This is a genomic window from Actinomadura sp. 3N407, assembly GCF_052245875.1.
Lineage (GTDB): Bacteria > Actinomycetota > Actinomycetes > Streptosporangiales > Streptosporangiaceae > Spirillospora.
In genome coordinates, this window is record NZ_JBQQBP010000012.1 from 39,353 (window position 1) to 65,209 (window position 25,857).

28 protein-coding genes are annotated in these 25,857 nt (G+C 69.5%); 15 read left to right on the forward strand and 13 right to left on the reverse strand.

Annotated elements, in window-relative coordinates:
* On the forward strand, positions 1-1,077 hold the full coding sequence (locus ACTWPP_RS27630) for an MFS transporter (protein ID WP_443107298.1): 1,077 nt from the start codon (positions 1-3) through the stop codon (positions 1,075-1,077).
* Between the two features lie 116 nt (positions 1,078-1,193).
* On the opposite strand, the gene ACTWPP_RS27635 is transcribed toward ACTWPP_RS27630, so the two are convergent.
* From ACTWPP_RS27635 to ACTWPP_RS27645, 3 genes are all read right to left on the reverse strand, one after another.
* A complete protein-coding gene (locus ACTWPP_RS27635) occupies positions 1,194-1,661 on the reverse strand; it encodes a hypothetical protein (protein ID WP_443107299.1) in 468 nt (155 codons plus the stop codon).
* 56 nt (positions 1,662-1,717) lie between these two features.
* Positions 1,718-2,230, reverse strand: a complete 513-nt coding sequence (locus tag ACTWPP_RS27640) for a hypothetical protein (RefSeq protein WP_443107300.1) — start codon at positions 2,228-2,230, stop codon at positions 1,718-1,720.
* A 168-nt stretch (positions 2,231-2,398) separates the two neighbouring features.
* Positions 2,399-3,208 carry an AfsR/SARP family transcriptional regulator gene (locus ACTWPP_RS27645; protein ID WP_443107301.1) on the reverse strand — a complete coding sequence of 270 codons (810 nt, stop codon included), beginning with the start codon at positions 3,206-3,208 and terminating at the stop codon, positions 2,399-2,401.
* A 158-nt stretch (positions 3,209-3,366) separates the two neighbouring features.
* Between ACTWPP_RS27645 and ACTWPP_RS27650 the strand changes: the two genes are divergently transcribed.
* The 3 genes from ACTWPP_RS27650 to ACTWPP_RS27660 all read left to right on the forward strand — a co-directional run bounded on the left by ACTWPP_RS27650 (position 3,367) and on the right by ACTWPP_RS27660 (position 8,709).
* Entirely contained in the window at positions 3,367-7,029 is a 3,663-nt protein-coding gene (locus ACTWPP_RS27650; protein WP_443107302.1) for an nSTAND1 domain-containing NTPase, read from the forward strand.
* Positions 7,030-7,221: 192 nt separating this feature from the next.
* On the forward strand, positions 7,222-7,344 hold the full coding sequence (locus ACTWPP_RS27655) for a hypothetical protein (protein ID WP_443107303.1): 123 nt from the start codon (positions 7,222-7,224) through the stop codon (positions 7,342-7,344).
* Between the two features lie 63 nt (positions 7,345-7,407).
* Positions 7,408-8,709, forward strand: a complete 1,302-nt coding sequence (locus ACTWPP_RS27660; protein WP_443107304.1) for a hypothetical protein — start codon at positions 7,408-7,410, stop codon at positions 8,707-8,709.
* Here ACTWPP_RS27660 and ACTWPP_RS27665 read toward each other — a convergent pair.
* Positions 8,645-9,871 (reverse strand): IS110 family transposase, encoded by a 1,227-nt coding sequence (locus tag ACTWPP_RS27665; protein WP_443107305.1) that lies wholly within the window; start codon positions 9,869-9,871, stop codon positions 8,645-8,647. The two genes, ACTWPP_RS27660 and ACTWPP_RS27665, sit on opposite strands and share 65 nt — an antisense overlap.
* A gap of 268 nt (positions 9,872-10,139) precedes the next feature.
* Between ACTWPP_RS27665 and ACTWPP_RS27670 the strand changes: the two genes are divergently transcribed.
* The 8 genes from ACTWPP_RS27670 to ACTWPP_RS27705 are packed head-to-tail and all read left to right on the forward strand — an operon-like array spanning position 10,140 to position 15,696.
* A complete protein-coding gene (locus ACTWPP_RS27670; protein WP_443107306.1) occupies positions 10,140-10,553 on the forward strand; it encodes a hypothetical protein in 414 nt (137 codons plus the stop codon).
* Between the two features lie 2 nt (positions 10,554-10,555).
* Positions 10,556-10,798 carry a hypothetical protein gene (locus tag ACTWPP_RS27675; RefSeq protein ID WP_443107307.1) on the forward strand — a complete coding sequence of 81 codons (243 nt, stop codon included), beginning with the start codon at positions 10,556-10,558 and terminating at the stop codon, positions 10,796-10,798.
* Entirely contained in the window at positions 10,795-11,232 is a 438-nt protein-coding gene (locus ACTWPP_RS27680) for a hypothetical protein (RefSeq protein ID WP_443107308.1), read from the forward strand. Before ACTWPP_RS27675 ends, ACTWPP_RS27680 begins: the two co-directional genes overlap by 4 nt.
* Entirely contained in the window at positions 11,229-11,558 is a 330-nt protein-coding gene (locus ACTWPP_RS27685; protein ID WP_443107309.1) for a DUF6225 family protein, read from the forward strand. Before ACTWPP_RS27680 ends, ACTWPP_RS27685 begins: the two co-directional genes overlap by 4 nt.
* On the forward strand, positions 11,555-12,184 hold the full coding sequence (locus ACTWPP_RS27690; RefSeq protein ID WP_443107310.1) for a hypothetical protein: 630 nt from the start codon (positions 11,555-11,557) through the stop codon (positions 12,182-12,184). The genes ACTWPP_RS27685 and ACTWPP_RS27690 overlap by 4 nt, the downstream gene beginning before the upstream one ends.
* On the forward strand, positions 12,181-12,603 hold the full coding sequence (locus ACTWPP_RS27695) for a hypothetical protein (protein WP_443107311.1): 423 nt from the start codon (positions 12,181-12,183) through the stop codon (positions 12,601-12,603). Before ACTWPP_RS27690 ends, ACTWPP_RS27695 begins: the two co-directional genes overlap by 4 nt.
* Positions 12,604-12,637: 34 nt before the next feature.
* Positions 12,638-14,482 carry a 3'-5' exonuclease gene (locus tag ACTWPP_RS27700; protein ID WP_443107312.1) on the forward strand — a complete coding sequence of 615 codons (1,845 nt, stop codon included), beginning with the start codon at positions 12,638-12,640 and terminating at the stop codon, positions 14,480-14,482.
* A gap of 38 nt (positions 14,483-14,520) precedes the next feature.
* On the forward strand, positions 14,521-15,696 hold the full coding sequence (locus ACTWPP_RS27705) for a tyrosine-type recombinase/integrase (RefSeq protein ID WP_443107313.1): 1,176 nt from the start codon (positions 14,521-14,523) through the stop codon (positions 15,694-15,696).
* A 7-nt stretch (positions 15,697-15,703) separates the two neighbouring features.
* Here the strand turns inward: ACTWPP_RS27705 and ACTWPP_RS27710 are convergent, their stop codons facing one another.
* Genes ACTWPP_RS27710 through ACTWPP_RS27720 form a run of 3 tightly spaced genes read right to left on the reverse strand, consistent with a single transcriptional unit; the run spans position 15,704 to position 17,279 of the window.
* On the reverse strand, positions 15,704-15,922 hold the full coding sequence (locus ACTWPP_RS27710) for a hypothetical protein (protein ID WP_443107314.1): 219 nt from the start codon (positions 15,920-15,922) through the stop codon (positions 15,704-15,706).
* A complete protein-coding gene (locus ACTWPP_RS27715; RefSeq protein ID WP_443107315.1) occupies positions 15,919-16,935 on the reverse strand; it encodes a phosphoadenosine phosphosulfate reductase domain-containing protein in 1,017 nt (338 codons plus the stop codon). Before ACTWPP_RS27715 ends, ACTWPP_RS27710 begins: the two co-directional genes overlap by 4 nt.
* On the reverse strand, positions 16,932-17,279 hold the full coding sequence (locus ACTWPP_RS27720) for a DUF6197 family protein (RefSeq protein ID WP_443107316.1): 348 nt from the start codon (positions 17,277-17,279) through the stop codon (positions 16,932-16,934). The genes ACTWPP_RS27715 and ACTWPP_RS27720 overlap by 4 nt, the downstream gene beginning before the upstream one ends.
* A 347-nt stretch (positions 17,280-17,626) precedes the next feature.
* On the opposite strand from ACTWPP_RS27720, the gene ACTWPP_RS27725 reads away from it, so the two are divergent.
* Positions 17,627-18,325 carry a DUF6003 family protein gene (locus ACTWPP_RS27725; RefSeq protein ID WP_443107317.1) on the forward strand — a complete coding sequence of 233 codons (699 nt, stop codon included), beginning with the start codon at positions 17,627-17,629 and terminating at the stop codon, positions 18,323-18,325.
* Positions 18,326-18,398: 73 nt separating this feature from the next.
* Positions 18,399-19,124 carry a hypothetical protein gene (locus ACTWPP_RS27730; protein ID WP_443107318.1) on the forward strand — a complete coding sequence of 242 codons (726 nt, stop codon included), beginning with the start codon at positions 18,399-18,401 and terminating at the stop codon, positions 19,122-19,124.
* A 471-nt stretch (positions 19,125-19,595) separates the two neighbouring features.
* Here the strand turns inward: ACTWPP_RS27730 and ACTWPP_RS27735 are convergent, their stop codons facing one another.
* Genes ACTWPP_RS27735 through ACTWPP_RS27750 form a run of 4 tightly spaced genes read right to left on the reverse strand, consistent with a single transcriptional unit; the run spans position 19,596 to position 21,601 of the window.
* Entirely contained in the window at positions 19,596-20,000 is a 405-nt protein-coding gene (locus tag ACTWPP_RS27735) for a hypothetical protein (RefSeq protein WP_443107319.1), read from the reverse strand.
* The gene (locus tag ACTWPP_RS27740) at positions 19,981-20,775 is read right to left on the reverse strand and encodes a hypothetical protein (RefSeq protein ID WP_443107320.1); all 795 of its coding nucleotides are present in this window, start codon (positions 20,773-20,775) and stop codon (positions 19,981-19,983) included. The genes ACTWPP_RS27735 and ACTWPP_RS27740 overlap by 20 nt, the downstream gene beginning before the upstream one ends.
* Complete coding sequence (locus ACTWPP_RS27745; RefSeq protein ID WP_443107321.1) at positions 20,772-21,179, reverse strand: hypothetical protein; 408 nt, start codon at positions 21,177-21,179, stop codon at positions 20,772-20,774. The genes ACTWPP_RS27740 and ACTWPP_RS27745 overlap by 4 nt, the downstream gene beginning before the upstream one ends.
* Positions 21,176-21,601, reverse strand: coding sequence for a hypothetical protein (locus tag ACTWPP_RS27750; protein ID WP_443107322.1), 426 nt, complete (start codon positions 21,599-21,601; stop codon positions 21,176-21,178). Before ACTWPP_RS27750 ends, ACTWPP_RS27745 begins: the two co-directional genes overlap by 4 nt.
* A 373-nt stretch (positions 21,602-21,974) precedes the next feature.
* Here ACTWPP_RS27750 and ACTWPP_RS27755 point away from each other — a divergent pair, with 373 nt between their 5' ends.
* Positions 21,975-22,394, forward strand: coding sequence for a hypothetical protein (locus tag ACTWPP_RS27755; RefSeq protein WP_443107323.1), 420 nt, complete (start codon positions 21,975-21,977; stop codon positions 22,392-22,394).
* A gap of 825 nt (positions 22,395-23,219) precedes the next feature.
* On the opposite strand, the gene ACTWPP_RS27760 is transcribed toward ACTWPP_RS27755, so the two are convergent.
* Together ACTWPP_RS27760 and ACTWPP_RS27765 are read right to left on the reverse strand one after the other, a co-directional pair.
* Positions 23,220-24,839, reverse strand: a complete 1,620-nt coding sequence (locus ACTWPP_RS27760) for a DUF3560 domain-containing protein (protein ID WP_443107324.1) — start codon at positions 24,837-24,839, stop codon at positions 23,220-23,222.
* A 740-nt stretch (positions 24,840-25,579) separates the two neighbouring features.
* Positions 25,580-25,837: a hypothetical protein gene (locus tag ACTWPP_RS27765; RefSeq protein WP_443107325.1), complete on the reverse strand. Its 258-nt coding sequence runs from the start codon at positions 25,835-25,837 to the stop codon at positions 25,580-25,582.
* Positions 25,838-25,857: the final 20 nt, after the last annotated feature.

The window sequence follows — 25,857 nt, forward strand, 5'->3', positions numbered from 1 at the left end:
ATGATCGCCGGATTCCTGGTGGCGATGGGGACGCTGGGCGACCGGATCGGCCGCCGCAGGCTGCTGGTGCTCGGCGCCGGGGCGTTCGCCGTCGCGTCGGTGGCCGCCGCGTACGCGCCGAGCGCCGGAACGCTGATCGTCGCGCGGGCGCTGCTGGGGATCGCCGGAGCGACGCTGATGCCGTCCACCCTGGCGCTGATCAGCAACATGTTCCGCGATCCCGGGCAGCGGGGGACGGCCATCGGTGTGTGGGCGGCGTGCCTGTCCGGCGGTGTCGCGCTCGGCCCGGCGGCCGGTGGAACGCTGCTGGAATCGTTCTGGTGGGGCTCGGTGTTCCTGATCGCCGTGCCGGTGATGGGCGTCCTGCTGGTGACCGCGCCCGTCCTGCTCCCCGAGTACCGCGCCGCAGCGCCCGGCCGCGTGGACGTGACCAGCGTGGTGCTGTCGATCGCGGCCATGCTGGCGATCGTCTACGGCGTCAAGCGGATCGCGCACGGAAGCGGGGTGCTCACCGGCCTGGTCATCGTCCTGGCCGGCGTCGCCGCCGGGACGGTCTTCTGCCGGCGGCAGCGCGGGCTCGACGACCCGCTGATCGAGCTCCGGCTCTTCCGGCACCGGATCTTCGGCGCGGCCCTGGTCGTCCTGTTCCTCGCCCTCGCCGTCGGTTCCGCCCCACCGGAGAAGGCCGGTTCCGCGTCGGCCATCTCCGAGACGAGCACCGAACTGGGCCTGGCGTTCGGCGTGGCCACCCTGGGCAGCGTCGGAACGCTGGTCTACCGCCGGGCCGACCCCGTCCCGGCCTCGGCGGGCGTTCCGCCGGACATGGCCGAGGCCGCCCGCGGCACCATCGAGGGCGCCACCACCGCCGCCGCTCAGCTACCGCCCCAGCAGGCCGCCGAACTGCTCGAAACGGCCCAGCAGGCGTTCACCGACGGCCTGAACGCCATCGCCGGAATCAGCGCCGCCGTGACCCTCGCCCTCGCCGTACTCGCCGTGACCGCCCTCCGGCGCCCGCCTTCCACCGAAGCCGACACCACAGCCGCCGACGCCCCGCCCCAAGCCGAGTCCGTCCACTAGCCACGATCTTCCTGGGATCGGCTGGGCCCCGGATTCTCTCGGCTTGAAGAGCGCCCGGCGCGCGGAGACGCGCCTGGTGACCGGCATGCCGGTGCCCGCCCGCTGCCGGCGTCGTTTCACGAATCCTTGATCACGCGTACCCGAGGCGGTCTCAAAGGCCTTGGCTCCTCAGGGAACGCGGTGCGCTGATCGTTCCAGATTTCGATGAGATCCTCGGTCCATCCGATGCGGGTACGCAGGTCGGCATCCGTCACGATCAGCTCCTCGTCGCCGGGGCGGCCCGTGACGGCCACATGCCCGGTATACCCGAGAGGCAGTCGCTCGACGGACCAGCCCGGCCATGCGGCGGTCAGGTCCGCCAGGAGCCGGGGCGGAACGCTGTGCGGGGTCCAGTAGCGCAGTCGGCGTGCGGGCAGATCGATCACCGCACCCGAGGCGACGAGCGTCTCGTGCACCAGGGGATAAGGCGGATGGGCCGACAACGCCGCCACCAGAGATTGTCCATGGTGCGCCAGAAAGGGCACGATCTTCCCCAACTCAAGCTGATAATCCATAACGGTGCTGTCAGGCTTGATGATGCTCACGACCGCATTGCACTCATGGCCGAAATATATGAGGCTCTGCGCGTTGTACAGAACGGTCATCTCCCGTTGGAATGGATCCCAGTCCACGAACCAGCCGTCCCTGGAGGGCAGTACGGCGTCCAGGGGTTCCCCTCCTCGACGGCCTCCCGGGCGACCACCGGTCCGGCCTCCGGCACGGCCTCTACCAGACCCTCACGCCCGCCCCAGGCATAGCCGACCTCCCAGCCCTCCCATTCGGGAGCCGAAGCCAGCCGCAGCGCAGCGCTTTCGACGTACCCGACGCCGTGCTGCAGCGCATCGTCGCGGTTGAAATAGCGATATCGTCGCGTGACGAAATCGAGCACGAGGCCCCGGCAGAACCCGGTGTCCACGAAGTCACGTGCGCGGTCGTCGCTGACCACCATCCCATCGCGCAGGATCGACTCGACGATCCGATCACGATCGCCTTCCCGGGCGAGGTACCAATCCCCCCACTTCTTGCCCATCGTCCAGCATGATCCGTCCACCAGCCGCAGGACATAGGCCGTCCGATGGCTCATTCCACCCTCCCGGTCATCGACCGGATCCACGCTACGGCCGGCACCTCCCGTGGACGTGAACTGGTCGGATTCGCACAGCAGTTGGGTGGGGATGCGATGACGCGCGCATACTGGCGGGGCTGCCACCCGATGCGACGGTCGGGTTCGAACTAACAGAAACGAAGGTCGCGACCCGACCGACCGCACGAAGGATCGAGGCTAACGTCTCGGGCGCGTTTCCGGCTGGGGCCCGTGCATGCGCGACGGATTCTCTTGCGTTTGCAACGCCAGGCCACCGAGGGAAGGGTCGTGGGTCAGGATGGCGTGTTCCAAGCGTTGGAGGGCGGGGCTGGGGTCGAGACCCAGCTCGCCCGCGAGCACCTTGCGGCCCTCGCGGGCGACCTTGAGAGCCTCCGCCGTGCGGCCCATCGCATGGAGGGCCCGCATGAGTTGGGCGCGAGGTCGCTCACGGAACGGATAGTCGGTGACGACCCCGTACAACTCGCCGACGAGCCCCGCAGGCCGACCTTGGGACAGTTCGGCTTCGGCCTGTTCTTCCGTTGCCGCGAGCCGGAGTTCGGTTAGGCGGAAGGTTTCCGCCTGTACCGGCGGGAGATGCTCCTGACCTTCGTATGGAACGCCCCGCCACAGAGTCAGGGCCTCCCGGATCGCCGCCGTCCCATCGTCGGTCAGGCCGGCGGCGATGGCCGCACGACCCGACTCGATCCGGGCGGCGAAGGATTCGGCGTCGAGTTCGCCGGGGCGCACGACAAGGACGTAACCGTGTGAGCGGGACTTCAGCCGGTCGGTTCCCACGGCCTTGCGCAAGTAGTGGACGTAACCTTGTATCGTCTTGGCCGCTGTACGCGGCGGGGTGCACGGCCATAGCGCGTCGATCAGCCGGTCGGACGATATCTTCAGGTTGGGCTGGCAGAGAAGTATCGCCAGCAGATCCCTCAGTTTGGGTGGCAGCGGAACGGTTCCTTGCCCTGTCTGGAGCTCCAACGGTCCCAGTACGTGGAACTTCATGACTCGCCTCCTCGAGTTATCCGTTCTGTACGGACGACGACCGGCTCTCTAAGATCTAGAGCGCGGACAATGTCCGAAATGAGTCGCCGAGGACTCCTGACAACTCCCCGACGAGTCCGGACAACGGGAGCGAAGGATTGGGGCGCCCAGAACAACCTGTGGACCCGCTCGCCGGGCCGATCGAGCGGCTTGCCTGGGAGTTGCGCCTGCTCCGGGAGTGGGCAGGGCGGCCGAGCTACCGCGAACTCGCCCTGCGTGCGCACTTCTCCAGGACCACCCTTGCCGAAGCGGCTACCGGGATGCGGCTGCCCACGCTCGAGGTGACCCTGGCGTACGCGGTTGCCTGTGGTGGCGACCGCGCCGAATGGGAGCAACGCTGGCACCTGGCGGCGCGTGAACTCGAACGGTCGCGGCGCTGCTGCCCGTACCCGGGACCGCTCCCGCTGGGTGCCGAGGACGCGGACCTGTTCTTCGGCCGAGACAGGGTACTGGAAGATCTGTCCAAGGCTGTGCGGCGGTCACGGCTCACGGTGGTACTGGGGGCCTCGGGCAGCGGCAAGTCATCCTTGCTCGGGGCCGGGCTGCTCGCGCGGCTGACCACCGACGGCACGTCCGCGGACCTGATCAACCCCGGCGCGCACCCGCTGTCCCTGCTGGAGGCCGTTGATACGGACGCGTCGGCCGTCGTGATCGTCGACCAGTGCGAAGAGGTTTTCACGTTCTGCGCCGACGAGCGAGAACGAGACGAGTTCCTCGACGGGCTGAGTGCCCTGGTCACCGCCGAGAACGGCCCGGCGTTGGTGATCGGCGTTCGCTCCGACTTCTACAAGCGCTGCATGGCACATGCGGGCCTGGCCGCAGCACTCCGCAGGGCTGTTTGCCTGCCGCTCAAGCCCATGGTCGGGCAGGAGCTGCGCGCCATCATCACCGAGCCCGCGCTCCGGGTCGGGCTGAGCGTTGACGCGGATCTGGTCGCCACCGTCCTGGCCGAGTCCTCCGATCAAGTGGGGGCGCTCCCACTCGTGGCGCACGCGCTGCGGGAGACCTGGGACCGGCAGCAGGAAGATGTCCTGCGAGTGGCGGACTACCAGGCGATGGGCGGCCTGACCGGCGTGATGGCGCGGATCGCGGAGGAACTGTACGAGGATCTGGACACCGGGCGGCGGCACCTGCTCCGCGCCATACTGCTGCGCCTGACCGCGCCGGGCGCGGCCGCCACCGGCCGCAGGATCGAACGGGACGAGCTGACCGGCATCGGGCCCGCGGACGAGGTGGGCGCCGTGCTCAACCGGATCGCCGCCACCAGGCTCGTCGTCTTGGACCACGACACGGTCGCCGTCGCGCATGACGTGCTCTTCCGCTGCTGGCCCAGGCTCCGAGAATGGTTGGCCGACGACCGCGAAGCCCTCTCGCGTCACCAGCGGCTCACCTCCGACGCGACCGAATGGGATCGCAACGGGCGTGGCGAAGACTACCTGTATCGAGGCGACCGCCTCGCCGTTTGGAACAACGAGGACTTCGCCCCGCTGAGCGAGCTGGAGCGTGCCTTTCTGGCGGCGAGCCGCACGAGCGCGTCCGCCGAGCGCCCCCGAGCCGCCCGCCGTACCCGCTTCGGCTACGGCGGGCTGTCGCTCGTCGCGGCTCTGGCCAGCGCGCTGACCGTACTGGCCCTGATCCAGGTCGGCAACACCGACGTCGAACGCGGCCGGGCCACGTCGATAAGTCTGGCCGCGGATGCACGCCGCCAGCTCCAGCGGGATCCGGAGCTGGCACTGCTGCTGGCGATCGAGGCGTACGAGGCACAACCGACACCAGAGGCGGACCTCGTGCTCCGCCAAGCCGTCGCCGACTTTCGGTTGCGCGGCTCCCGGCCTTCCGGCCTGCGAAGGGTCGGCGGGATGGCCGCCACCCCGGACGGCAGGAAGATCGCGGTTTGGGACTCCGGCTTTGCCGCGAAGGGCCTGAGAATCTGGAGCCTGGACGGCACCGGGCTGCGCCGTGACGAGCAGATTCTTCAGGGGGAGCACGCCCGTGACGTACAGAGCGCCGCATTGAGCGAGGACGGACGGCTGCTCGTCACGGGAGGCTTCGGCGGGGACGTAGCGCTGTGGGACTTGACGGCAGGCGGTCCGCCCACGGTGCTGGGAACCGCCGACGGTGGTGTCCACAGCGTCAGTGTCAGCCCGGATGGAAGGGTGGCGAGCGCGCACGACGACGGCGTGCGGATCTGGGAACCAGGGGGCCGCGGAGAGAGCCCAGGAGAAGCGACCGCGCTCCGCGCACCTGCCGGTCCTGTCCGCAGTGTCGCGTTCAGCCGTAGCGGACGCCTCCTTGCCACCGGTGGAGGCGGCTTTCCCTTGCACCTGTGGGACATGACCCGGCACTCGCCCCGGTTGGTTCGCGCGGCCCCGCGAGGCGATCCGCAGCAGGTGGCTTTCAGTCCGCACGGGCCGTGGGTTGCGACGACCGAAGATGACATGCCACGCGTCTGGAACGCGCTGGAGACACTCGAGGGGGAATGGAGCCCGCAGGTCGAGTTGGCCGGGCACGCAACGAGGGTGCACGGCCTGGCGTTCAGCCCGGATGGGGCCAGGTTGGCGACCTACGGCGCGGACGGTGTGATCCGCGTCTGGACGTCGGGCAGCGACCTTGACCCGCTGGTGCTGCGCACATCCGGGGGGAGTCCGCGCGGAGTCGCGTTCGCTCCGGGCGGCCGGTCGTTGGTTAGCGTCGACGCGGACGGCTCCCTACAGTGGTGGGACGTCTCGGCGGGCGAGCCGGCACCGAGTAACGGCAGGCTGCTCGCGATCAGCGCGGACACCCGAACTCTGGCGGTCAGTACGGGCGCTGACTCGCTCATCAACCCGAGTGACATCCAGATCCAGGTATGGGATACCGCACGCGGCGCGGCACCGATCGAAATGCGGAGCGTGCGGGACGCCGGCTTCCTCGTCACGTTGAGCCCGGACGGCCGGAGGATGGCAGGTCTCGGCCGGGCGGGGACACTGAGCCTGTGGGATCTGACCACCGGTGGGCCGCCGGTCACCGTGCCCGTCGATTCGCGCACCCTCCCGGCGAGCCTGGAGTTCAGCACTGACGGAAGCCGGATCGCGGCGGGCGCCCACGGCGTGGAGCCGCAGGTGTGGCAGATCTCCTCGACGGGTGGGATGGCGCGGCTCACCGGCTGGGAGGCCCCGCCCACCGGCCGGGCCGACGGCGATGTGGCGCTCAGCCCGGACGGCATCCTGTTGGCCGACGCTCGGGACGACCACACCGTGGTCGTATGGGATCTGACCGGAAAATCGGGGCCGAGGATCCTGCGCGGTCATGAGGCCGACATCACGGGTCTGGCCTTCGGCCCGGACGGGCGGCGAGTGGCCGCGGCGGCGGAGGACGGCACCATCCGGCTGTGGGACGTCGACGGTCAAGGTGAATCGGCGGCCGTGCTGCGCGGCGCCAGAAGCACCGTACGCCGAGTGCGATTCAGCCCCGACGGAGTCTGGCTGGTCACCAACGAGCCGGCGGGCCACCTGCGGCTCTGGCGAGCCACGGGCACCGGTGAACCGCTGGAGCTGACCGGCTGGGGGGCGAGCGGAGGGCTCGCGGTGTTCACTCCCGACGGCATGCGGATCATTAGGGGACTCAGCCCGCAAGTGTTCCTCGGACGCGAGCTGAGTACTGGACTGCGCGACGACCTCGTCCGGATCCGGAACTGTGAGGTATGCGGCTCCGGCGGACGGGTGCTCGATCTGGCCAGATCGCGCCGCACCCGCGAGCTCACCGGCGAGGAACGCCGTATTCACCTCGAACCGAGGGCCTGACCGGCGTCCCTTCCGTTCCCCTTCCGTTCCCCAACCGGATCCGAACCGCCTTCCCCCAGGCTTGGCTGCGTCCGCAAATGAGACAGGACGGGCCACCCGCTGATCGGAGCCCTTCGACCGGCTGACGGCCGGTCGAAGGGTGGTCCGTCCGGCGAATGCGCCTCTCGGCGCGCACCTTCAAGGAGGACCGCAATGACCAAACCCGAGACGAAGCCCGCGGCGAAGACGGCCGCGATGAAGAAGATCGCCGTACGGAAGCCGGGCACGATCCGCCTCACCAGCGCCCTGGGAGTGGCCTGCTTGATCGCGACATGAGCCCCCGGGCCGGGCGCCGTACCCCGGCGCCCGGCCCGGCCATGGACCCCTTCCGGAGGAACGATGACCAAGTTCGACACGCGGCCGTGGGATCTGGAGCGGCCAGTCGCCGTCCATCCCCTCGCCTACCGCGCCGACCGCGGGGAGGTGACGGTCGGCCGGACCGACATCGACTCGTACGCGGTCTTCCCAGCGGACGGTGCGGAACTCATCCGCGAGCTGGCCGCGGGCTCGACACCGCTCCAGGCGGCGGAGTGGTACGCGGAGACGTACGGCGCGGACGTTGATCTCGCCGACTTCCTCGACCGCCTCGCCGCCCTGCGCTTCCTGGTCTCCCCTGAGGACCCGGCGCCGGTGCGGCGGCAGGTCCGCTGGCAGCGGCTGGGCCGGGCCGTGTTCTCACCTTTCGCATGGCTGTGCTACGCGCTGCTGTTGCTGCTCTGGATCGGTGCGATGGCGCGCTCCCCGGATCTCGTACCCCGGTACGGCAACATCCTGTTCACCGATTACTACACGCTCGTCGTGCTGACCCTGTTCGTCGGCCAGATTCCCGCGTTGCTCATCCACGAGGGCTTCCACGCCCTCGCCGGACGCCGGCTGGGCCTGCGGTCACGCCTGTCCGTGGGCCGCCGGCTCTACTTCATCGTCTTCGAGACGTCCCTCGACGGGCTGGTCATGCGGCCGCGCCGCGAGCGGTACCTGCCGATGCTCGCCGGAATGCTGGCCGACGTCCTCATGCTGGCCGGCCTCACGCTCGCCGCGGACCTGTTCCGCGGGCCCGACGGAACTCTCTCCTGGATCGGCCGCTTCTGCCTGGCCCTGGCCTTCGGCACCCTGATGCGCCTGCTCTGGCAGTTCTTTCTCTACCTCCAGACCGACGTGTATTTCCTGGTGGCCACGGTCCTGGGCTGCGAGAACCTGCACCAGGCCGCCAAGAGCCTGGTCCGGGACCGGGTGCGCCGCCTGCTCGGACGTTCCGACCGGCGCGAACCGGAGCGGTCCTGGTCCGAGACCGACCTGCGGGTGGCCCGCTGGTACTCGTGGCTGCTGGTCGCCGGATACCCCTTCAGCATCCTCACTCTGGCGCTCACCGCTCTGCCCCTCTGCTACCGGGTCGCCGAGGGCGTCCTGGAACGCGTGGCAGGGGGCGGCGTGACGTCCGGCGGACACCTCCTCGACTCCGCCCTCTTCCTCACGCTCATCATCGCGCAACTGGCCGTCGCCGCGACCGTCGCATGGCGGGACCGCCGCCGCGACATCGGCCCTGTCCTCGTGAAAGACATCCCAGGAGTGAACGATGTCAAGCAGCAAGCTCGTGATGATGCGACCAGGCGGTCGCCTCGTCATAGAGCGTGCCGGTTTTGAGGCAGCCGTGCAGGATGCCGACCAGCCGGTTGGCGACCTGGCGCAGGGCGGCGTTGTAGCCGAGGTCGCGGGCCCGGAGCCGGTCGTAGTAGGCGCGGGCGCCCGGGGAGAACCGGACTGCTGTGGCCGCTTGGGTGAGCAGCGCGTCGATCAGCCGGTCGTTGTGCACGAACCGGGCCACAACCACCTTCTTCTTGCCCGAGGCGCGGGTGATCGGGGAGGTCCCGGCGTAGTTGCGGCGTGCCTTGGCGGTGGCGTAGCGGGTGGGGTCGTCTCCGAACTCAGCCAGCACCCGGGCGCCCAGGACCGCTCCCAGCCCCGGCTGGGAGCGGACGATCTCAGCGGCCGGGTGTCGGCCAAAATGTGCCTCCACCTGCCTCTGGAGCACGCCGATCTGCTCGTTGACCGTGGTGAGCATCGCGACCAGGGCGCGTACCGAGGCGGCGTAGGCGGCGGTCACCACCTCCGGCTGCCCCAGATACTCGCCCCGCAGCGCCGTGCGGATCTCGGCGGCCCTGGCTGCCAGGTCCCCGCGCCGCCCGGCCCGCTTGAGCGCGGCGTTGATCTGCGCTGTGGTCAGCCGGGCCGCCGCGGCCGGAGCAGGGGCCTTGGCCAAAAGCTCCAGCGTCTCGGGGGCGGCCAGGTCGGTGAACACCTCCAGGGCGGCGGGGAAGTAGTCGCGCAGCGCGTGCCGCAGCCTTTGGAGATGGCGGGTGCGGTCCCAGATCAGCGTCTTGTGCGCCCGCGACACGACCTTGATCGCCTCGGCCAGGGCGCTGTTGCCGGCGACCGGGCGCAGCTGGTGGGCGTCGGTGCGGACCATGTCGGCCAGCATGTGCGCATCGCCCCGGTCGCTCTTGGCCCCCGACACGCCCAGGCGCTCCCGGTAGCGGGCGGCCTGCAGCGGGTTGACCGCCAGCACCGTGTACCCGGCCGCCACCAGCGCCAGCACCCACGGACCCCGATCGGTCTCGATCCCGACCACCACCTCCACATCCTCCTCGGCGACCTCGCCGATCTGCTCGGCGATGAGCGCGTGCAGCCGGGACATCCCGGCCACGCCCTCTGGCAGCCGGGCCCTGGCCAGCCGGCGACCCGAGGTATCCATCAGCTCGATGTCGTGGTGGGTTTCGGACCAGTCGTCGCCCACGAACAGCCGCACTCTCACTCCCGTCGTCGATGTCGTCGAAACCACTGGTCAGCAGCCTGCGGGAGAACCATCGGCGACCTAATCAAGCAGTGCTCACAGCCCGCAAGGGCCGGGCACGACATCCCAGCAGCGATCAATCCTCCCGGCCGACCGGCAGGGGCACGATCTTTCATCAGGACTCCAGGTCCAGGAAAAGCAAGTGCTCACCTACCGACGGCTACCAACCCAGGAGTCTGCCGCGACGGCCGACTCCGTGAGACTGATTAGGAAGGGCACCCTAATGCTCATCCACCCCACCAGCGTGACGTCGGACCAGTTCGAGGTTCCCGACGACGCCGTCGCTTTGTACGTGACGGCCGCCGGGCACCCCCTCCTCGTCCGGCCAGACCAGAACGTCGACACCACCTTCCACTCGTCGTCGACCAACCCGGATGTCTGCAAGAACTGCTGGAATCGCAGCAGCACACACTTCTCCACGCCGCAGGGCCTCGCCGGGAAGTGCCCCCGCCAGCCGGAGTTCGTGTTCCAGTGCCGGGGCTGTGGTTCCTCGGCCGCGCCCAAACCGGCCGTCACCGCTGCCGTAGACGCCAACACGCACGCCGACAACTGCCGCCGGGTCCCGCTGCCCGGTGACCGCCCCGACGGGGAGATGTGGCCGCAGAGCACCCGCCCCCGCTACACCCCTGGGACCTGAGCATGGCGGCCAACTACGATCACACAGAGACCATCGCCGCCTACACCGGTCCCGACGGCGCCCTGTACGAGATCGACCACCTGGGGATCAGATTCCCCGAGCAGGCTGGCACCTACGCGGTGTACCGGGATGGGGAGATGGTCGCAGAGTTCGTCCCTTCGCTCACTGAGACCGTCCTGCCTGAGGCATTCACCCGCGCCGAACTGATCGAGTTGGCCATTGGCGCGCTCGAGGGCCAGGGGTGACAGTCGTGGCCCGCCAGGGCGCACAGCGGCCCGAGCCGCCGTTCAAGCCCCCGATCCTGTGCATCGGCAGCCCCTCCAACGCCTACTGGATCCTGCCGAAAGACGTCGCCGTCCGGATCCGCGACGAGGTGCTCCGCACCACCAGGTGGGAGTGGATCTGGTGGCCGGACGAGCCCATGCCGACCTGGGTGTGCTTCTGCACCCGGCCACTCAAAGCGCTGGAGAGCCCCACCAACGACCGGGCGCGGCGCACCCGTATCCAGGTGTGGCTGCCGCACGCGGTCGACGAGCTCCGCGCCCCGGCAGCGGCGCCCGCCGCCACCGTCTCCAGCAGAGCCCGGAGAAACGTCACCCAGAGCCAGCATCCTGGGCAAGGGCACCTGTTCGACACAGTCCCTGACTCAGCCGCCCCGACAAGGCAGGAAACCCCATGACGAGCAACGATCAGCACGTTCCGCGCGCGACAGTGGTGCCCTGGCGCTCTGTCTCCGACGAGGACGGTCGCCCCGCCTTCACCGCCGGACAGCTCCGCGACGCGATCGCTGGCCTCGACGATGATGCCCCGATCGTGGTCAACGTTGCTACCGACGACCACGGCAGTGTCGAGGAGCAGATCATCACCGGCGCCGGATACGGCAAGGTCCGCTGGGGCGACGGGTATGGCACCGAGACGAACCCGCTGTTCGCGCTGGATTCGCACTGGCCGAGCGTGTCGCCCCTGATCGTCCGACCGGACCGGCCCCGCAAGGATGCCCAATGACGCTCCCGGACGACGTCGTGGAGCTGCTGGTGCCGGGCGGGTTCGCGGCCGCGGCGGCGCTGCCCGGTGAGCCGTTCGGGTTCGCCGGCGGGGTGACGATCCTGCGGGTGGCGACCGAACCCACCCGGGACAACATGGTCGGCCAGGTGTGGGCCGCGGTGAACAGGGACCGGCTGCTGGGGTGGTGCATCCCGCACGGTCGTGGCTTCCGCCTGTTCGTGCTGCCGGTGCCGCACCCCCTCACCGGACCGATCCCCGCTGGGCAGGAAGTCACCGGGTCGCGTCCGCAGCCCAGCCTGGGCGGTGCCCTCGCGCTGCTGGCCGTTCATCTCAACCGGATGTTCCGCCCGGCCGCCGGGCCGTTCGAGCGCACCCTGGTGCTGGCGGCGCTGGCCGACGGCAAGCCCCGCTCCACCAGTGAACTGATCCTGGCCATCTACCCGAGCGCCGACGGGGGTGTGGTCCATGAGCTCCTCGACGTCGTCGACGCGCACATCACGGCGGCGATCCGCGCCCTGGTCGAGTCCGGGGACGTCACCGAGGTCGTACTCGACGAGAACGGCGGGACCGGACAGATCTGGTATGCCCGCGCTCGCACAGGCACCCTCAGCGGAGGTGCCCCGTGACCAAGCAATTCCGGCCCGGCGGGCCGCACACCCCAGACGACACCCGGGCCGCCGCGGCGGCGATCGGTGAAGCGGCCCGGGCACTGAACCACGCCACGGGTGACCGTCCCGGTTTGGCCTCCGCCGCCGACGTATCCGCCATCCTCGGGTCGCTCGCCGACGCCGCCACCGACCTCAAGCAGGTGCTGGAGCAGTGCGGACAGTTCCTCCAGGAGGAGGCCGCCGCAGGCCAGGCCAGCACCGTTCCCGACGGCGGCCCGTCCCAAGAGAGCGACCAGGCCCTGGACGACGCGGTGATCTACCTGCAGAACGCCCGCAGCAACGCGTCCCTGTTGAGCACCTACCTCGCCCACGCCCGGGTGGCCGCCGGCGGACTCCATCCGCAGCCGCCCGCTCGCGGCGACGCCGCCGGGAACTGAACGCACCGGCCCCCCGGAAAGGAGCACCACCGCGATGACCGCAGAACCGGCCCCCATCGACACCCCACTCATCAGCGCTCCGGACGCGCGCGCCCCCGGCCCGCTCCGCGGCGCGCGTGGTACCCGGGCGCACACCGCCGCTCAGCTGCAGCACGCGCTCGGGTGGACGGCTGGGCAGTTCGGACGTGCGCGCGCCGCCGCCGTCATCCCGGAACCGGACATGCAGTCGCCACGATGGTCGGGGCAGCTGGTGAATCAGCTTTGGGGGCGTCGTCGCGACCTGGCCGAGGCGATCCCCGATGACCTGGATCCCGAGCAGCTGCGGGAGCTGCTCGGCCTGACGTACGGGGACTGGATGCAGGCCCTGGACGCCGACCTGATCCCTGCCCCGGACCGCGCCCCCTACTGGACGCGCGCGCACGCGCGCGAGATCGCGGCGCGCGCGGAGGAGATCCGCGCGCGGATCCCGCCGCGTCCGCTCGGCGCAGCCCGGTGCGCGGAGATGCTCCAGGACGCGACCGGGCTGGACGTCACCGACGTGGACGTGCGAGTGCTCGCCCAGCGCGGTCATACGTCCGTGGTCGACTCCTACAAGGGCTGGCCGCTGTACGACGTGGCGGCGTTGCATGACCTCGTCGGCGACGACGGCGCCGCTGCGGCGCCACTGGTCGACATCGTGACCGAGCGGCGGGAGTGGATCGCAGCGTCGGTGACCGACGGGCAGGCCGCGATGCTGCTGGACTGCCCGGTCCGGGACGTCGCGGAGGTCCTGGCCGAACGTGAGATCGTCGCGGGCCGATTCGGCCGATATCCCCGCAGCCGGGTGGAGGCGATCGCCGGCGACGAGGACGCCATGGAGGAGATCCGCCGGTCCCGGCTACTCGGCCCCGACCAGGCCGCCGAGCACATGGAGATCCGCCGGATCGACTTCGACCACGTCTTGGCCGCCGGGTGGGTGTGTGCGGCTCGGCCGGTGGCCAAGCAGGTCGGCCGGTCCAAGACGGTCACGGTGCAGCTGTACCGGGTCGGTGACGTGGAGGACGCGCTGGCCATTCCCGGTGTCGACTGGGAGGCCGTCCGGTCGGCGAAGCCGGGAGAGCCGTCGCCGCTGCGGGAGCACACGCGGCTGCCCGCGTCCCGCGCGCAGATCGTCCGCGCCTGGTGCGGACAGGTGTCGCTGGACTGGGAGGTGGAGGTGTGGCCGCGGTGGTTCAACGCCGCGGACCGGTGGGAGATCGACTGGGAGCAGACCCGCGACGGGCACCCCACCGTAGACGAGGTCGCCGCGTCACTGCGCGCGCACCACGGCGCGCGCGTGTACGCGCGTCAGATACGCCTGTCGACCGAGGTGGGGGACGTGATCCGATGGGCCCGTGCCTGCCTGGAGCCCAGCACAGCCGTCGTGGTCGACACCGAGACGACAGGGCTGATAGACCCGGTGATCGTGGAGATCGCGGTGATCGACGCCGCGACCGGGGAAACGCTGCTGGACACCCTGGTCAACCCCGCCGGGGCGGTCATGGAAGTGGAGGCGCGTGCGACACACGGCATCAGCGACGCCGAGCTTGCCGACGCGCCGACCTGGGAACAGGTCGTTCCCCGGTTCACCGACGTTGTGCGCGGCCGGCAGATCCTGGCCTACAACGCGCCGTTCGACCGGGCCGCCGTCGACGTCTCCCACACGCACGCGGGCCTCAACACCGAAACGCTGCCGCCACGGGACGCGTGGCGGTGCCTGATGGACGCGCGCTCCACCTGGGCGCGCGTCGGGCACCGGATCCCGCTCGGCGGCGGGCACCGCGCGCTCGGCGATGCGCGCGACGCGCGTACGGTGCTGCAGCAGCTCGCGCACGCGCCTGACCGGGACGACACCCGATGAACCCTCTACCGCCCGCCGGCGCCGATGATGGGGGGCGGGTGCTGGAACCGACCGCGATCCTGCCGCGCGGCGTCACCCCACCGGGCCACAGCGAACCACGCCCTGCAGAGACATCCGAGCCCGCAACACCGGACCGCCCGGCGCCTGGCGCCGACCCGGCAGGCCGGGAGAAGCCGTCTGCACCGACGCCGCGCGTCCTCACCATCGGGGACATCCCGGGCCTGTCGCCGCGGCGGCGCCGCGGGATTGGGGAGGTGCCCGCCGCGAACGTCGACCTGGTCGACCGGCTGCCGCGGCCGCAGGTGTGGCCGACCGTCGCGGCGTGGCTGCAGGCCCAAAAGTCCCTCGTGACCCGCCGCGGCTACCTGCACTGCCTGACCGCGTTCCTGCGGTGGCTGGAGGCCGCCGAGCCCGGCATGGGGCTGTGGGATGTCACCGAGGACGTCCTGGTCGCCTACAAGGACCAGATCAGCGCCCGCACCGGCCCGGCCGTGCACCTGCTGAAGGGCGGGCGGCCGCTCGGCGCCTCCACCGTCGCGCAGCGGATCTCGGCGCTGCGGTCCCTGTACGCCTACGCCTACCGCCGCCACACCATCCGGTACGACCCGGCCGTGTTCGTGGACCCGCCGGAGACCCCGAAGGTGGGGATGACGCCGGCGCTGGCGGAGCAGGACGCGGTCGCGCTGATGGACGGAGTCGAGGCGATCGCCGACCGGCACCCGCTCGACGCGGCGGCGGTCGCGTTGCTGCTGAACATCGGGCTGCGCACCGGGGAACTGGAAGCGATGCCGGTTCGCGCGTTCACCTGGGACCGCGGGCATTTCGTGGCGCGCTTCCGGGTAAAAGGCGGCAAGACCATCCCAGTGCCGGTCGTGCCCCGGGTACGGGTCCTGCTCGAACCCCTCCTGGACGGGCGCGGCAGGGACGAGTTCCTGCTGCAGCACCCCGACGGGCGGCCGTGGAACCGGGGACGGGTTACCACGGCGCTGCGCCGCGCCGCCCGCGCCGCCAACATCCGACCCGACCAGCTGACACCGCATGTGCTGCGCGCCACCGCGATCACGCTGCTGCTCGCCGCCGGTGTCCCCCCGCACAAGGTGCAGGAACTGGTGGGGCACTCCGACCCGCGGACCACCAAACGCTACGACCACTCCGACACCAACCTGGACGGCCACGCCGCCTACAAGGCCGCAGGCATCCTGGCCGGCGACTAACCGCCCCTTACCGCCAGTGGCGGCGCCACACGAGGGTGACGGCCGCGTTCGGACTCATTGACGTGATGCCCTCGGCGGCGTCACCGTCGGACGACCACGCGAACGCCAGCAGTTCGAACCACTCGCCCTCGCCCTGGTCGGGGATGTCGTCGATTACCACACGGGTGGGGTGGTGATGCGGCAGATCTACCACGTCCCCGACGACGCATTCGTGGAGTTGCATCACGGCTGTTCCGTGTTCTGGCCGCATGAGCGGGCCGGCGTCGGGTTCGCGCCAGAGGCGAGAAACTGGTGGGGGCGAGACGCCAGGATCGGCTCCCCGGCCGCGATCCGGTTCCGCAGCAGTTCGGCGGCGCGGTCGATGTACCAGCCGATGGAACGCTTGTTCTTGAACAGGTGGTTGATGCGCTGCTCTAGAGAGTGGTACTCGGCGGCGAGGTCGGGCCGCAGCAAACACGCCAGGGTGATGTCGTGGACCGACCCGAGGACGCACAGGCTGCAGCTGAGGCGGGACATCCCGGCGTCGTAGGCCCAATGCCACGGGAGGTCGTGCTCGGTGTGACTGGCCCACACCTGGGCCTCAGTGCGGTTGTGGATGATCCGCCAGGTCCACACGTCCCGGAGTGTCTTGTTGGACGCGGCCCGGTTGTGTTCGTAGGCGGGTTTGCGGGCGCGGGCGGGAGACTCATCGGCGCGTTCACCGTTGATATCCAGGATGATGACCTTGCGGTCCAGGTCACCGGCACGGCGGACCGCCTCGGTGAACCAGCGGTGCTTGGGGCCCCGCTTCTGGTCGGAAGTGCAGTGCCGGTTGTTGGCGTCAGGCCATTTGCCGTACTGCTCGATTTGCTGCAGCAGGTCGCCGCGGGTACGGGAGTACACCAGGAAGGGGAGGCCGTATGCGGCGGCCTGCCGTTCGGCCACGTCTCGTGCAGACGGTCGATCCCCCAGCAGTTCTGTGAGCGTGCCGCCGAAGGTCTTCCGGTAGTGATCGGCGTGCCGAGCGTCGAGCGCGGTAGTGCCGGGCCACTCGACCCGACCGAGGTCGTTGTGAAGCACGACTAGCCGGTCGGTGACGTCGGCCTGCCTCGCCCATGTGTAGGCCTGCCGCAGCGCGTCCGAGGAGTCCTTCCCACCGGAGTGGTTGACGTTGGCGATATCAGCACCGCGCAGGAGTTCCATCGGGTTAGTCGGGCTGGGCTCGTTACTACTGCCGGGGATGGTGAGTTGGGTGGTCACTGGTTGTCCTTCCGGGCAGCGTGGGCGGCGCTGCGCAGCGCGCCGATGAGATGGTCGTCGGTGCGGTCGGGGTGGTCGGCCCAGTCACCCAACTCCTTGGCTGGCCATAGCCGGCAACCGGTGTCTTCCAAGCCCACGTGCAAGGCGAGGGCGCGGGCGGGCGCCACCGAGCGGACGTCGGGGCAGTCTGGCGCGTAGCCGCAGGCGATGTTGATCGCGCCCCATGGGTCGACGGGGCAGTCGTACGCTGCTCGGCCGGGGATCCTGGTGACCCAGCCGCGTCGGGCGCGGCCGTTGCGGGCCATGATGTCGGCGGCCAGTTCGAGAATCACGCTGGTCTTCACCGGCACTCCCTCCACTGGTGGATCGGGCCGCTTACCCGATCAAATTAGTGTACACCGGTATAGCATTATTGCCGCAGGATTAAGGCTTGAGCAACAACCGAACGGCCAGTCACGTTAAGGAGCCACACGCGAGCAGCCACGCCGGGGGAGGTGGGCAAGGGGGCCATGGCCGCGACCCTCCCCCCGGACGACGAACGACGGCCCCTGGACCGGTGAGGGTCCAGGGCAGGCGTGGTGTGCGCGGACCTGTACCAGTGTGGGCCCGTGAGGAGGGCCGGAAAGGCCGATGAAACAGGGTCCAACCCAAGCCCTTCCGTGTATCGTTCGATACATGTATCGTTCGATACATGAGGAACGCAGATGCAGTCACCGCGATCTCTGCCAAGGTCGGCGCTCACATCAGCGAGATCACCGGCACCCACGTTCCGGCCATCACTGCCGAGCAGATCGAGCAGGACATCGCCAACGGCGATGGGCCGCTCTTCCTGGCCTACACCAAGGCGCTCCCCACCCTGAACCCCTTCGCGGGCCCCGGCGACATTGAGCACACCATCACCCGCCTCGCCCTGTACGCGCAGGACTCAGCCCGCCCCCTCACTCAGACTCACCCTGTCTACCGGCACGAGGAAGGGCTCACCGCCGAGGAGATCGCGGCACTCCGCGAGGACGAGCAGCTCGACCACATCCCGCGCGAGTTCTGGCCGGACGCCCCCGACGGCACCCCGCGCACCAACGACGCCATGCACGCCGCGGCTGACGAACTTCAGGTCGCCTACGACCACGAGCCAGAAACCGCACCGCACCTGCGCAAATACCAGCTCCGCACCCGCCGCCAGCTCGCCGCCCGCTACCTGCCCGCCGACTTCACCCAAGAGGGTGAGGGCTCGGCAGCCGATGCCGAGCGGGAACTGGCTGCATGGGGCGCGATGCGCGCCAGTCGCGACGAGATCGTTCGCCGGGCCCTAGCGGCCGGGGTGACCAAGACCCGCATCCACGAGATCACGGGGATCTCGCGGGCGACGATCGACCGCATCCCCAGCATCTGACGGCTCCTTCATCGCCCCTCAGAGGGGTTCGTCCATCGGTACACGGTGGGCACCACGCAGAGAGGACCCCTTCATGTCAGAGATCACCGTGGACTGGGAAGAAACCCGCCGCCGCGCGGCCGACAAGGCCGCCGCGTGGCCCGAGCTGTACATCCCCGCCCAGGGCGGGACCGCCGGAGACACCGTGGACCTTTCCCCGCTGTGGCAGCGCGCATCGGGAATCCGACACGAGCGCGTCCGTGAGCAGCGGGAGCGCGAGCACGGCGGAATCTACGTCGCGCCAGACGACCCGACCGTGGACATGCTCGCGGAAGAGGCCGGCGGCCTGGCGCTGCGTCTGCGCGCCGGCGTGACGTCCCTCACCAACCGGCGGGACAGCAACGTCCACGTCGCCGAGGTCCCGGAGGGGCCGGTCGTCCAGGAGGGCATCGGAACCGAGGCCGACGGCGCGATCACCATCACCATGTGGTCCACCGAAGGCCACTGGACGGACCGCGCATGGTGGGCCACCACCCGCGCGTTCGTCCATTTCGACGAGTACGGGGAAGTGGCGATGCTCGCACCGGAGGCGGAACTGGTGGTCGTCTCGGGCGACAACATGTTCCCGCGCGGCGAAAACCCGTTCGGGAACGTCACTCGGTTCCTCGACCGGCACCCCCGATCGAGCGTCCTAGGCAGCCAGATCGCCGCCGCGTACCGGGCGTGGCTGGCCCGCGCCGGGGTGCGCGGGATCATCGCCCACCAGCCCGCCCCGGACATGGCGCCGATCGCGTCGGAGGAATTCCTCCGGGAACTATGACAGAGCAGTTGCCTAAAACCGCAGGACGCTACGGACAGGCCGCTTCGGCGGACAGTGGATCGCGCCTCATCATCAGTCAGAAAGTCCACCACCGGCATACGCCGCAAAGTAGGGCTGACCCACCAGTAGCTCCCCCACAGCGATCTAACCGCTACAAGAACCCCACCCCCCTCGAAGCCCACCCGCATCGGAACGGCCAGTCACGGCAAGACGCGCCCGGCGGGCTCCTTTAACGTGACTGGCCGTTCGGTTGCTGCTCAAGCAGAACGTGCCGTCAGCCGCCTCCGAGTTCCATGCAGCAGCGTCTGGCCGCAGGCGTTGGGCACGGCGGGCATCCAGGTAACGCGTCGGTGGCTCCGCCAGAGGGTGACATTGCCGCCCAGCCTGATGACGTTGCTGGCGGTCACCGCCTGCGCCCGTCCTCGTGTCGCCGCCGTACGATCGGCGGTGTAGCCGATGTGGTCGCTGGCCTTATGGTGAGCTGAGCCTCGGATCGGCCGTGGCGAGGAACGCGCGGCGGAACCCGCCCAGCTCGATCACGTCCGCGAGGAAGCACCCCTCGTCGGTCCACTCGGGCACGTAGTCCGGGTGGCTACGCCAGAGGCCGGCGAGGTTCCGCATCGTCGTACAGGGGAAACCGTGGCCTGGTTCGCAGGTGAAGCAGCGCGCATGGCTGTGCCCCTCACGGTCCACATAGGTGCTGTGCCAGGCCGCGATCCTGCGCAGCGAGCTGATCCGGCCATGCTCAGCCTGGCGGGCGTCGCCGTCGAGGGTCTCGGCAGCCGCCCGCGCCGCGTCGAGCCGCGCGAAGATGAAGTCCTCACAGCGGAACTCCCAACCCCAGTCGGGGTCCCCCTCACGGAGGTAGTTCCCCACGGTTCTCTCCTCGTCTCCTGTCGCCCCTCCCGGAATTCCCAGCCGCTAACACGCTGAGTTGCACAACGGACAGGCCCGGTCGAGGTGAGTCGCTGGCGGGCGCATCTGTGGTTTCGTGGGTGACGAGGACCGTCAGTCGCGGGCGGGCCTGCGGAAGCGGGTCGGCTGGCGGTTGGGTCCAGCTTGGGTCGGCCCATTGATACAGCCGGGGCCAGTCGGTGTCGATGTGCCGGGCCAGGATCCCGCCACGGTTGGCGGCCGGTTTCGGTGGCGTGGGACGTCGCTGGATCTCTGCGTACAGGGCGTCGCCGACGTGGCGGTGCTTGTGGCAGAACGTCCTGGGGTACTTCTCCCCGGTTTGTTGGTCGGGTTCGTCGAAGGTCAACCCCGAGCCCATCGGGCGTCCGCAGCGAGCCTTGCGTGATGTGAGGGCATCACACGTCGTGTGGTGGGCGTGCCTGGTGGGTTGCTCGTACCGCGGCCGGTCCAGTTTGATCATCTTTTGGAGCCAGCCGAGATGCCCGCCGTGTTCGACCAGTGTGGCGGGCTCGCCGTCGAGTCCGGGGCACCACGTTTCGGTGAATCTGGAGTCCCGGTAGGCGGCGGCGCGTGCTGCCTGCTTCCAGGACACGACGCCGTGCTCGGCGTGTAGGAGGACTGCGGCCAGGCCTAGCAGGAGGCGCCCGTGGGTGAGATCGAGGTCAGCGAGCATCGCCTGGACGACCTCGGCGTGGCTGCCTCTCGGCGCAGGTGGCGGATGCTGGGGGTTACTCATATCCCGTCCATTTCTTCAAGGGTCCGGGTGGGTTCGGTTTCTGGGTTGCACTCGAAGATCAGGTCCGCGCGCTCTCCAAAGGCGGAGTGGCAGCGGACGCACAGCAGGTCGTCGGCGAACCGCCCGGTCAGGCGGCCGCCTTCCTCATGGCCACCTCGATTGCAGCGGACCCTGGTCCCGCACACCGTGTACACGGCGCCCATCTCCAGGTCCAAGATGTGCTCAAAGCTCAGTCCGAAAGCCGTCGGGCCTGAGTCCGTGGTGGGCCCTCGGTCGCGGGCCACGACGTGCACCGTCGTTCCCTTCGCGTTCTCAACGAACTGGAGTTCCTCGCCGTGCTCGTCCCACGCGTCGATCAGTACCCGGGCCCGCTCGCTGGTGGTAGTCCTCGGGGGCGCGGTCACGGCCTGCTCCCGCGCACCGGGTAGGTGCTGCCGAACCTGCCGCGCGCCACCCATCGCTGGTTCTTGCGGTCCCACCGCCCCTCGATGACGAGGCGGTTGAGATCGGGCATGGCGTCGGGGTGGTCGGCGGTTACGCGCACCCAGCCGCGTCCCTGGTAGTCCCATCCGTGTTTGGGGCTGGGGCCGTCCCAATAGATCCACCAGTCGAGCCGTTCGGCGTCTTCCTCACCGGGCCAGCGGCCCGACCAGGCATCTTGGCCGCAGTCGTGTTCGGTGAGCAGCGGGTCCAGGCCGAACCATTTGCAACTCAGCCGTTGCAGGCCGGTCCACAGGCAGCGGGCTACGTCGCAGCTGGACGCGTGCGGTTGACCGGTGGCCGTGCCGCAGTCGGGGCAGTGCAACGCCTCAGGCTTCACGGACATGAAGAGTCCTTCTTCAGGCGGAACTGGGTCGCTTACCCAGCCATCAAAAGTGTACACCGGTCTCGTGCTGGACAGGGCAGGTGCGGGCCGCACTCGCCGGTCACTCCCAGCCTGTGCGGTGCGCGATCCACTGCAAGGCGGCAGCTTCGGCACGCGCCTGATAGCCGCGCAGGTGGGGGGAAACCGGGTGGTGCGGGGGTCCCTAGCCGCCAGGTGGGCTGCGGAGGCGGCAAGGGGATTGTGGCCACCGTGCTCAGGGACCGTTCCCCACGTAAGCCCCGAACCCACCTTGGGATGATCTTGGGTGTGTGTCGGTGAGCGAGCGTACGGTGGCCGTGAGAGCACCCGTCCCCCGACACCTTCAGGAGCGTGCATGGTGTTCCGTCGTTCAAAGCCCGCTGCGGCTGCTGGTCCCGACCCTGATGAGAATGCAGCCGACATCCCGCACCAGAACGCGTTTATTGAGTGGTCGAACGACTTCTACGAGCTGGACGAGGCGGCACTGGCCCTGCTGACGCCGGAACAGCGGCAGTTGCAGGTGACGGCGCGCGCCGCGCTGTGGCGGTACGCCGATGCGTTGTGGGCTGCGGCCAAAACCGCAGACCTGGAGCCGGCGAACAAGGCCGGGGTCTACAACGCGATCGCCGCGCTGCGTGACATGGGCGCCAGTCTGCACGGTTCCGCTCAGGACGCCCAGAGCAACGCCGGCGAGGACGATGAGAGTGAATTCCCCAGCATGGAGTTCCCCCCGTTGACTGAGTGGTTCGACGTGCCCGAACTGCAGAAACCTTGAAGTCCCTTGGTGAGCGAGGACGATCGTCGTGCGGCGCGGCGGCTGGCCGGGCGAGCGCACGAGGTGGGACGAGAGCCGCTGCGTGAGCCTCTTCAGTTCCTCATGGGCGGGCGGTTGGGCTGGCGCCGCGGGTGGCCAGTGCTTCCACAACTGGACAGTCCGTGGCAGGACACCGTGTCGCCCGAACGTGCCAGGTGGCGGCTAAGGGCCGCGCATCTGGACGGCGAACAGGTCTTCGCGGTCGACTACCGGGTGTGCCTGCACTGCCGACTGGGTTAGGTGGAGCAGCCTCATACCGCGCTGCCGGTCCAGCGGCGCGGGCTGGCGGCCGCCGGACTGGCGGCGTTGCGGGCCGAGCATCCGGGCCTGTCGTGGCACACCCTCGGCGGACACTTCCGCGACTCGTTGTCGGCCCTGGGCGTCTCGCTGAGCCTAAAAGCGGCTGTGGGGCCGCAGCGTCAGGAGGATGTGGCGGACGAGTTAATCGCCAGGCCCACAGTCAGGGCTTTAGGCTGGAGTCTTACCTTGATGCCCTGCCTCCGTGCGCCGGTCGGAAGTGGGGCCGCGGTGTTCCGGTGATCTTGTTCCGGCATGTCGAGTGAGGAATGCCGCGTCGTCCTTGAGACGAGCCGACGGCGCCAGCCAGGCGCCGGTTGGTACGGCGCAAGATGGTGTAAGCCGCCGGGGTGAGCCGGATGCCCCGGACGGCGTAGTTCCCGTCTCCATTCGCGGGGCCCTGACCCTTTTGACTCATGACGAGAAGAAAGAATGGGGCCCGGCCCGGCAGAACCGCCGGGCCGGGCCCCATTTCTTTGCCCCTCCTGGTCAGGCGTCGGCCGGTGTGTGGGCTTTGGTCTCGTCCTCCACGAAGGCGCGGACGAGGTTGTGGACCTGCTCGACATAGTGCAGCGGACCAGGGACGGTGATCCGCTGGCCGGTGTCGACGTCGGGCTTTCCGATGAGCACCACCTCCTCGAAGATCTCCACGGGCGGAATGTCTCCGGTAATGGGTTTGGAAGCGGCGGTGCTGGTGTGCCAGCCGTCCGGGTGCGGCCAATACGCCCGGTACGCGGTGCCGCCGATCTTGTAGCACCAGCTCTCGCCCTGCACGGTGGGCTGGTGGGTGATCTTGGCCTTCCCGCGCTTCTTCGCGGGCCGCTTCGGTACGGCAGCCCCGTCGTCGAGGGCGGCGGCGAACGCAGCGGGAAATCGGGTCCGGGCCTCCTCACCTGTCATCTTCCCCGTGACCTTGTCGTATGGGACCTTCTGAGTAGACGGGGATCCGCGGTGTCGCTCTTTTAGCGAGGCGAGGGTCCGGACGGGGCCGGCGTCGCGGTCGAACAGCGCGGCCACCGACAGCGTTGCGTTGTTGACGCGGACGACCTCGTACCAGGTGTCGCCTCCGACGGCGACAAAGTCGCCGCGGTTGAAGTCGGCGCGGGTCCAGACCTTCACGCCCGATGCCTCCACCACCGCCTCCCAGTAGGCGATCTCGTCGGTGATCTCGTACGTCTCGGCGGCGTAGACGCCTTTTCTGTGCTCGGATACGCCGATGTGGACGCGGACGGTGCTGGTGCCGTCGCTGCCGGGTGCGGTCTTCAGGACGGTGACGGGGATGCCTTTGTCGCGGTAGGTGGCGAGCTGCTCGTCAAGCGGCCCGGGCCACTCGAAGGGGTTGTCCCACAGCACCTCGATGCGGCCTTCCATTGCAGTGGCGATATCACGGAGCCGCTTCTCCAGGCCCTTTATACGCCGCAGTGTGGTGGTGACGTTCTCCCGGCCGTGTCGATACCGGGCGGCGGACGTGGCCTTGGATCGCCAGTCCTTCGCCTGGTGGTACAGCTCCCACGCCTTGCTCTCCCGGTTCCACAGCCGCTCCATCAGGCGGCGGTGCGCGCCCTCGGAGTAGTGGCCGATGAGGATCGGGGTCCCGTTCAGCTGCCCATAGGTGCGCCGGTTGGCGGCGAAAATCGTCTCGGACTCCTCGGCGCGGGCGTGAGCGCGGTCGGCATATCGCTCGGCGCGGGCCTCGGCGCGGTCGTTGCGTTCGGTCTCCAGGTCGTCGAACCCGGTTGCCGGGGTGGTGTCGTCAACGCGGACGTCGACGGTGAACCCGTCCTCGCGGAGTTGCTCGACCGCCTTGTAGACCTTCCAGGGGGCGGAGCGTCGCCGCGAGTGCGGCATGTACCAGAACGGGGCCTCGTCCATCTCCTCGTCGTAGTCGAGGTTGCGGGAGGTCCGGAACCCGTTGCCGTGCAGGACGAGCCCAGCGCCGGTGGCACGGGAAGTCCCGAACACCAGGGTGCCGTTCTGCCGAGTGTGCTTGATGACGATGCTCTCCGTGCCGTTCACGGGGCTGTGCGCTGCGGTTTCGGCCGGGGTAATCGGCGGGGTGTTTTCGGTGCCCATGGAGCCCTTCCTGACGGCGGTGGGACGCTTACCCATCCACTCATAGTGTACATCGGTATAGTACCGTTAGGGCCTTTTGAGTGCGTCGAGTTGGGTGCGTCGAGCGCCAATCACCGCCGACACCAGTGCTCCAGCGTGTGGTCGGCCGTCTGGCCAAAGCCGGTTCGCCGACGAGACCACGCTCCTTGACGTCGCGCCCTCCGCCAGGCACGGTTGGCGCAACTTGTACGTCCAAGGACGGGTGCTGCTGCCAGGGCATCACGGTGCTGGCGCCCCTGGTGGGCGAGGTGCGGCGGGCGAAGAACGTGCGGATGTACGGTCTGCTGGCCTAGCGGACACCGGCCGAGACCGCCGCGGCGTTGCGGGGCTTGCTGCAGGTTCCCGGCGGGTATCGGAGCTGGAGCGTCTTCTGCCCTCGGCCCGCCCGTCCTGGCTGGACTTCGCTGGTGAAGGCGTCGGGCCGGGGTGCTGGTGCGGGGGTTCGATCGGGTCGCCGAGGTCGCCGTGCTGGGGGGTTGGGGGTGTGTGGAGGTCGAACCGGTCCTGGCGGTGAAGCTGGCGGCCTCAGCGAGCGGGACTCGCTGCTGACCCCCATCAGGGTGGAGGTCCAGCCCACCACCGGCAGCCGCTGGCTTGTCTGCACCCCCGGATGAGCGCCCCTGACCCGCCACTACCAGCCAAACTCCCCGGGCGGGGCTTGAGCAAGCGGTTCCGGATGCGCGTGGCGGTCGGACGGCGGGATGAGTCGGGCGCGCCGGCGTCCCGCTCAGCCGCGATCAATCGGTCAGGTCGACGGTGAGGTCCAGGCGGTGAAGCGGCCCCTCGGGTGGGTCCAGGTCGTTCGGGGTCATGTAGTCGGCCAGCCAGGTGGCGGCGGCCTGGAACAGGCCGGGCTCTTCCAGGCGGCGGAAGGTCAGCAGTGTGACGTTGTTGCGGTGGATGGTCAGCTTGACCTGTGGTTCGCTGTCGCGGCTCCCAGGCTGCGACGGCAGCGCACACAGGCTCGGACGTTGGGGATCGTCGCGGTCACCCATGCTTCTCCCAGAAGGCTCGG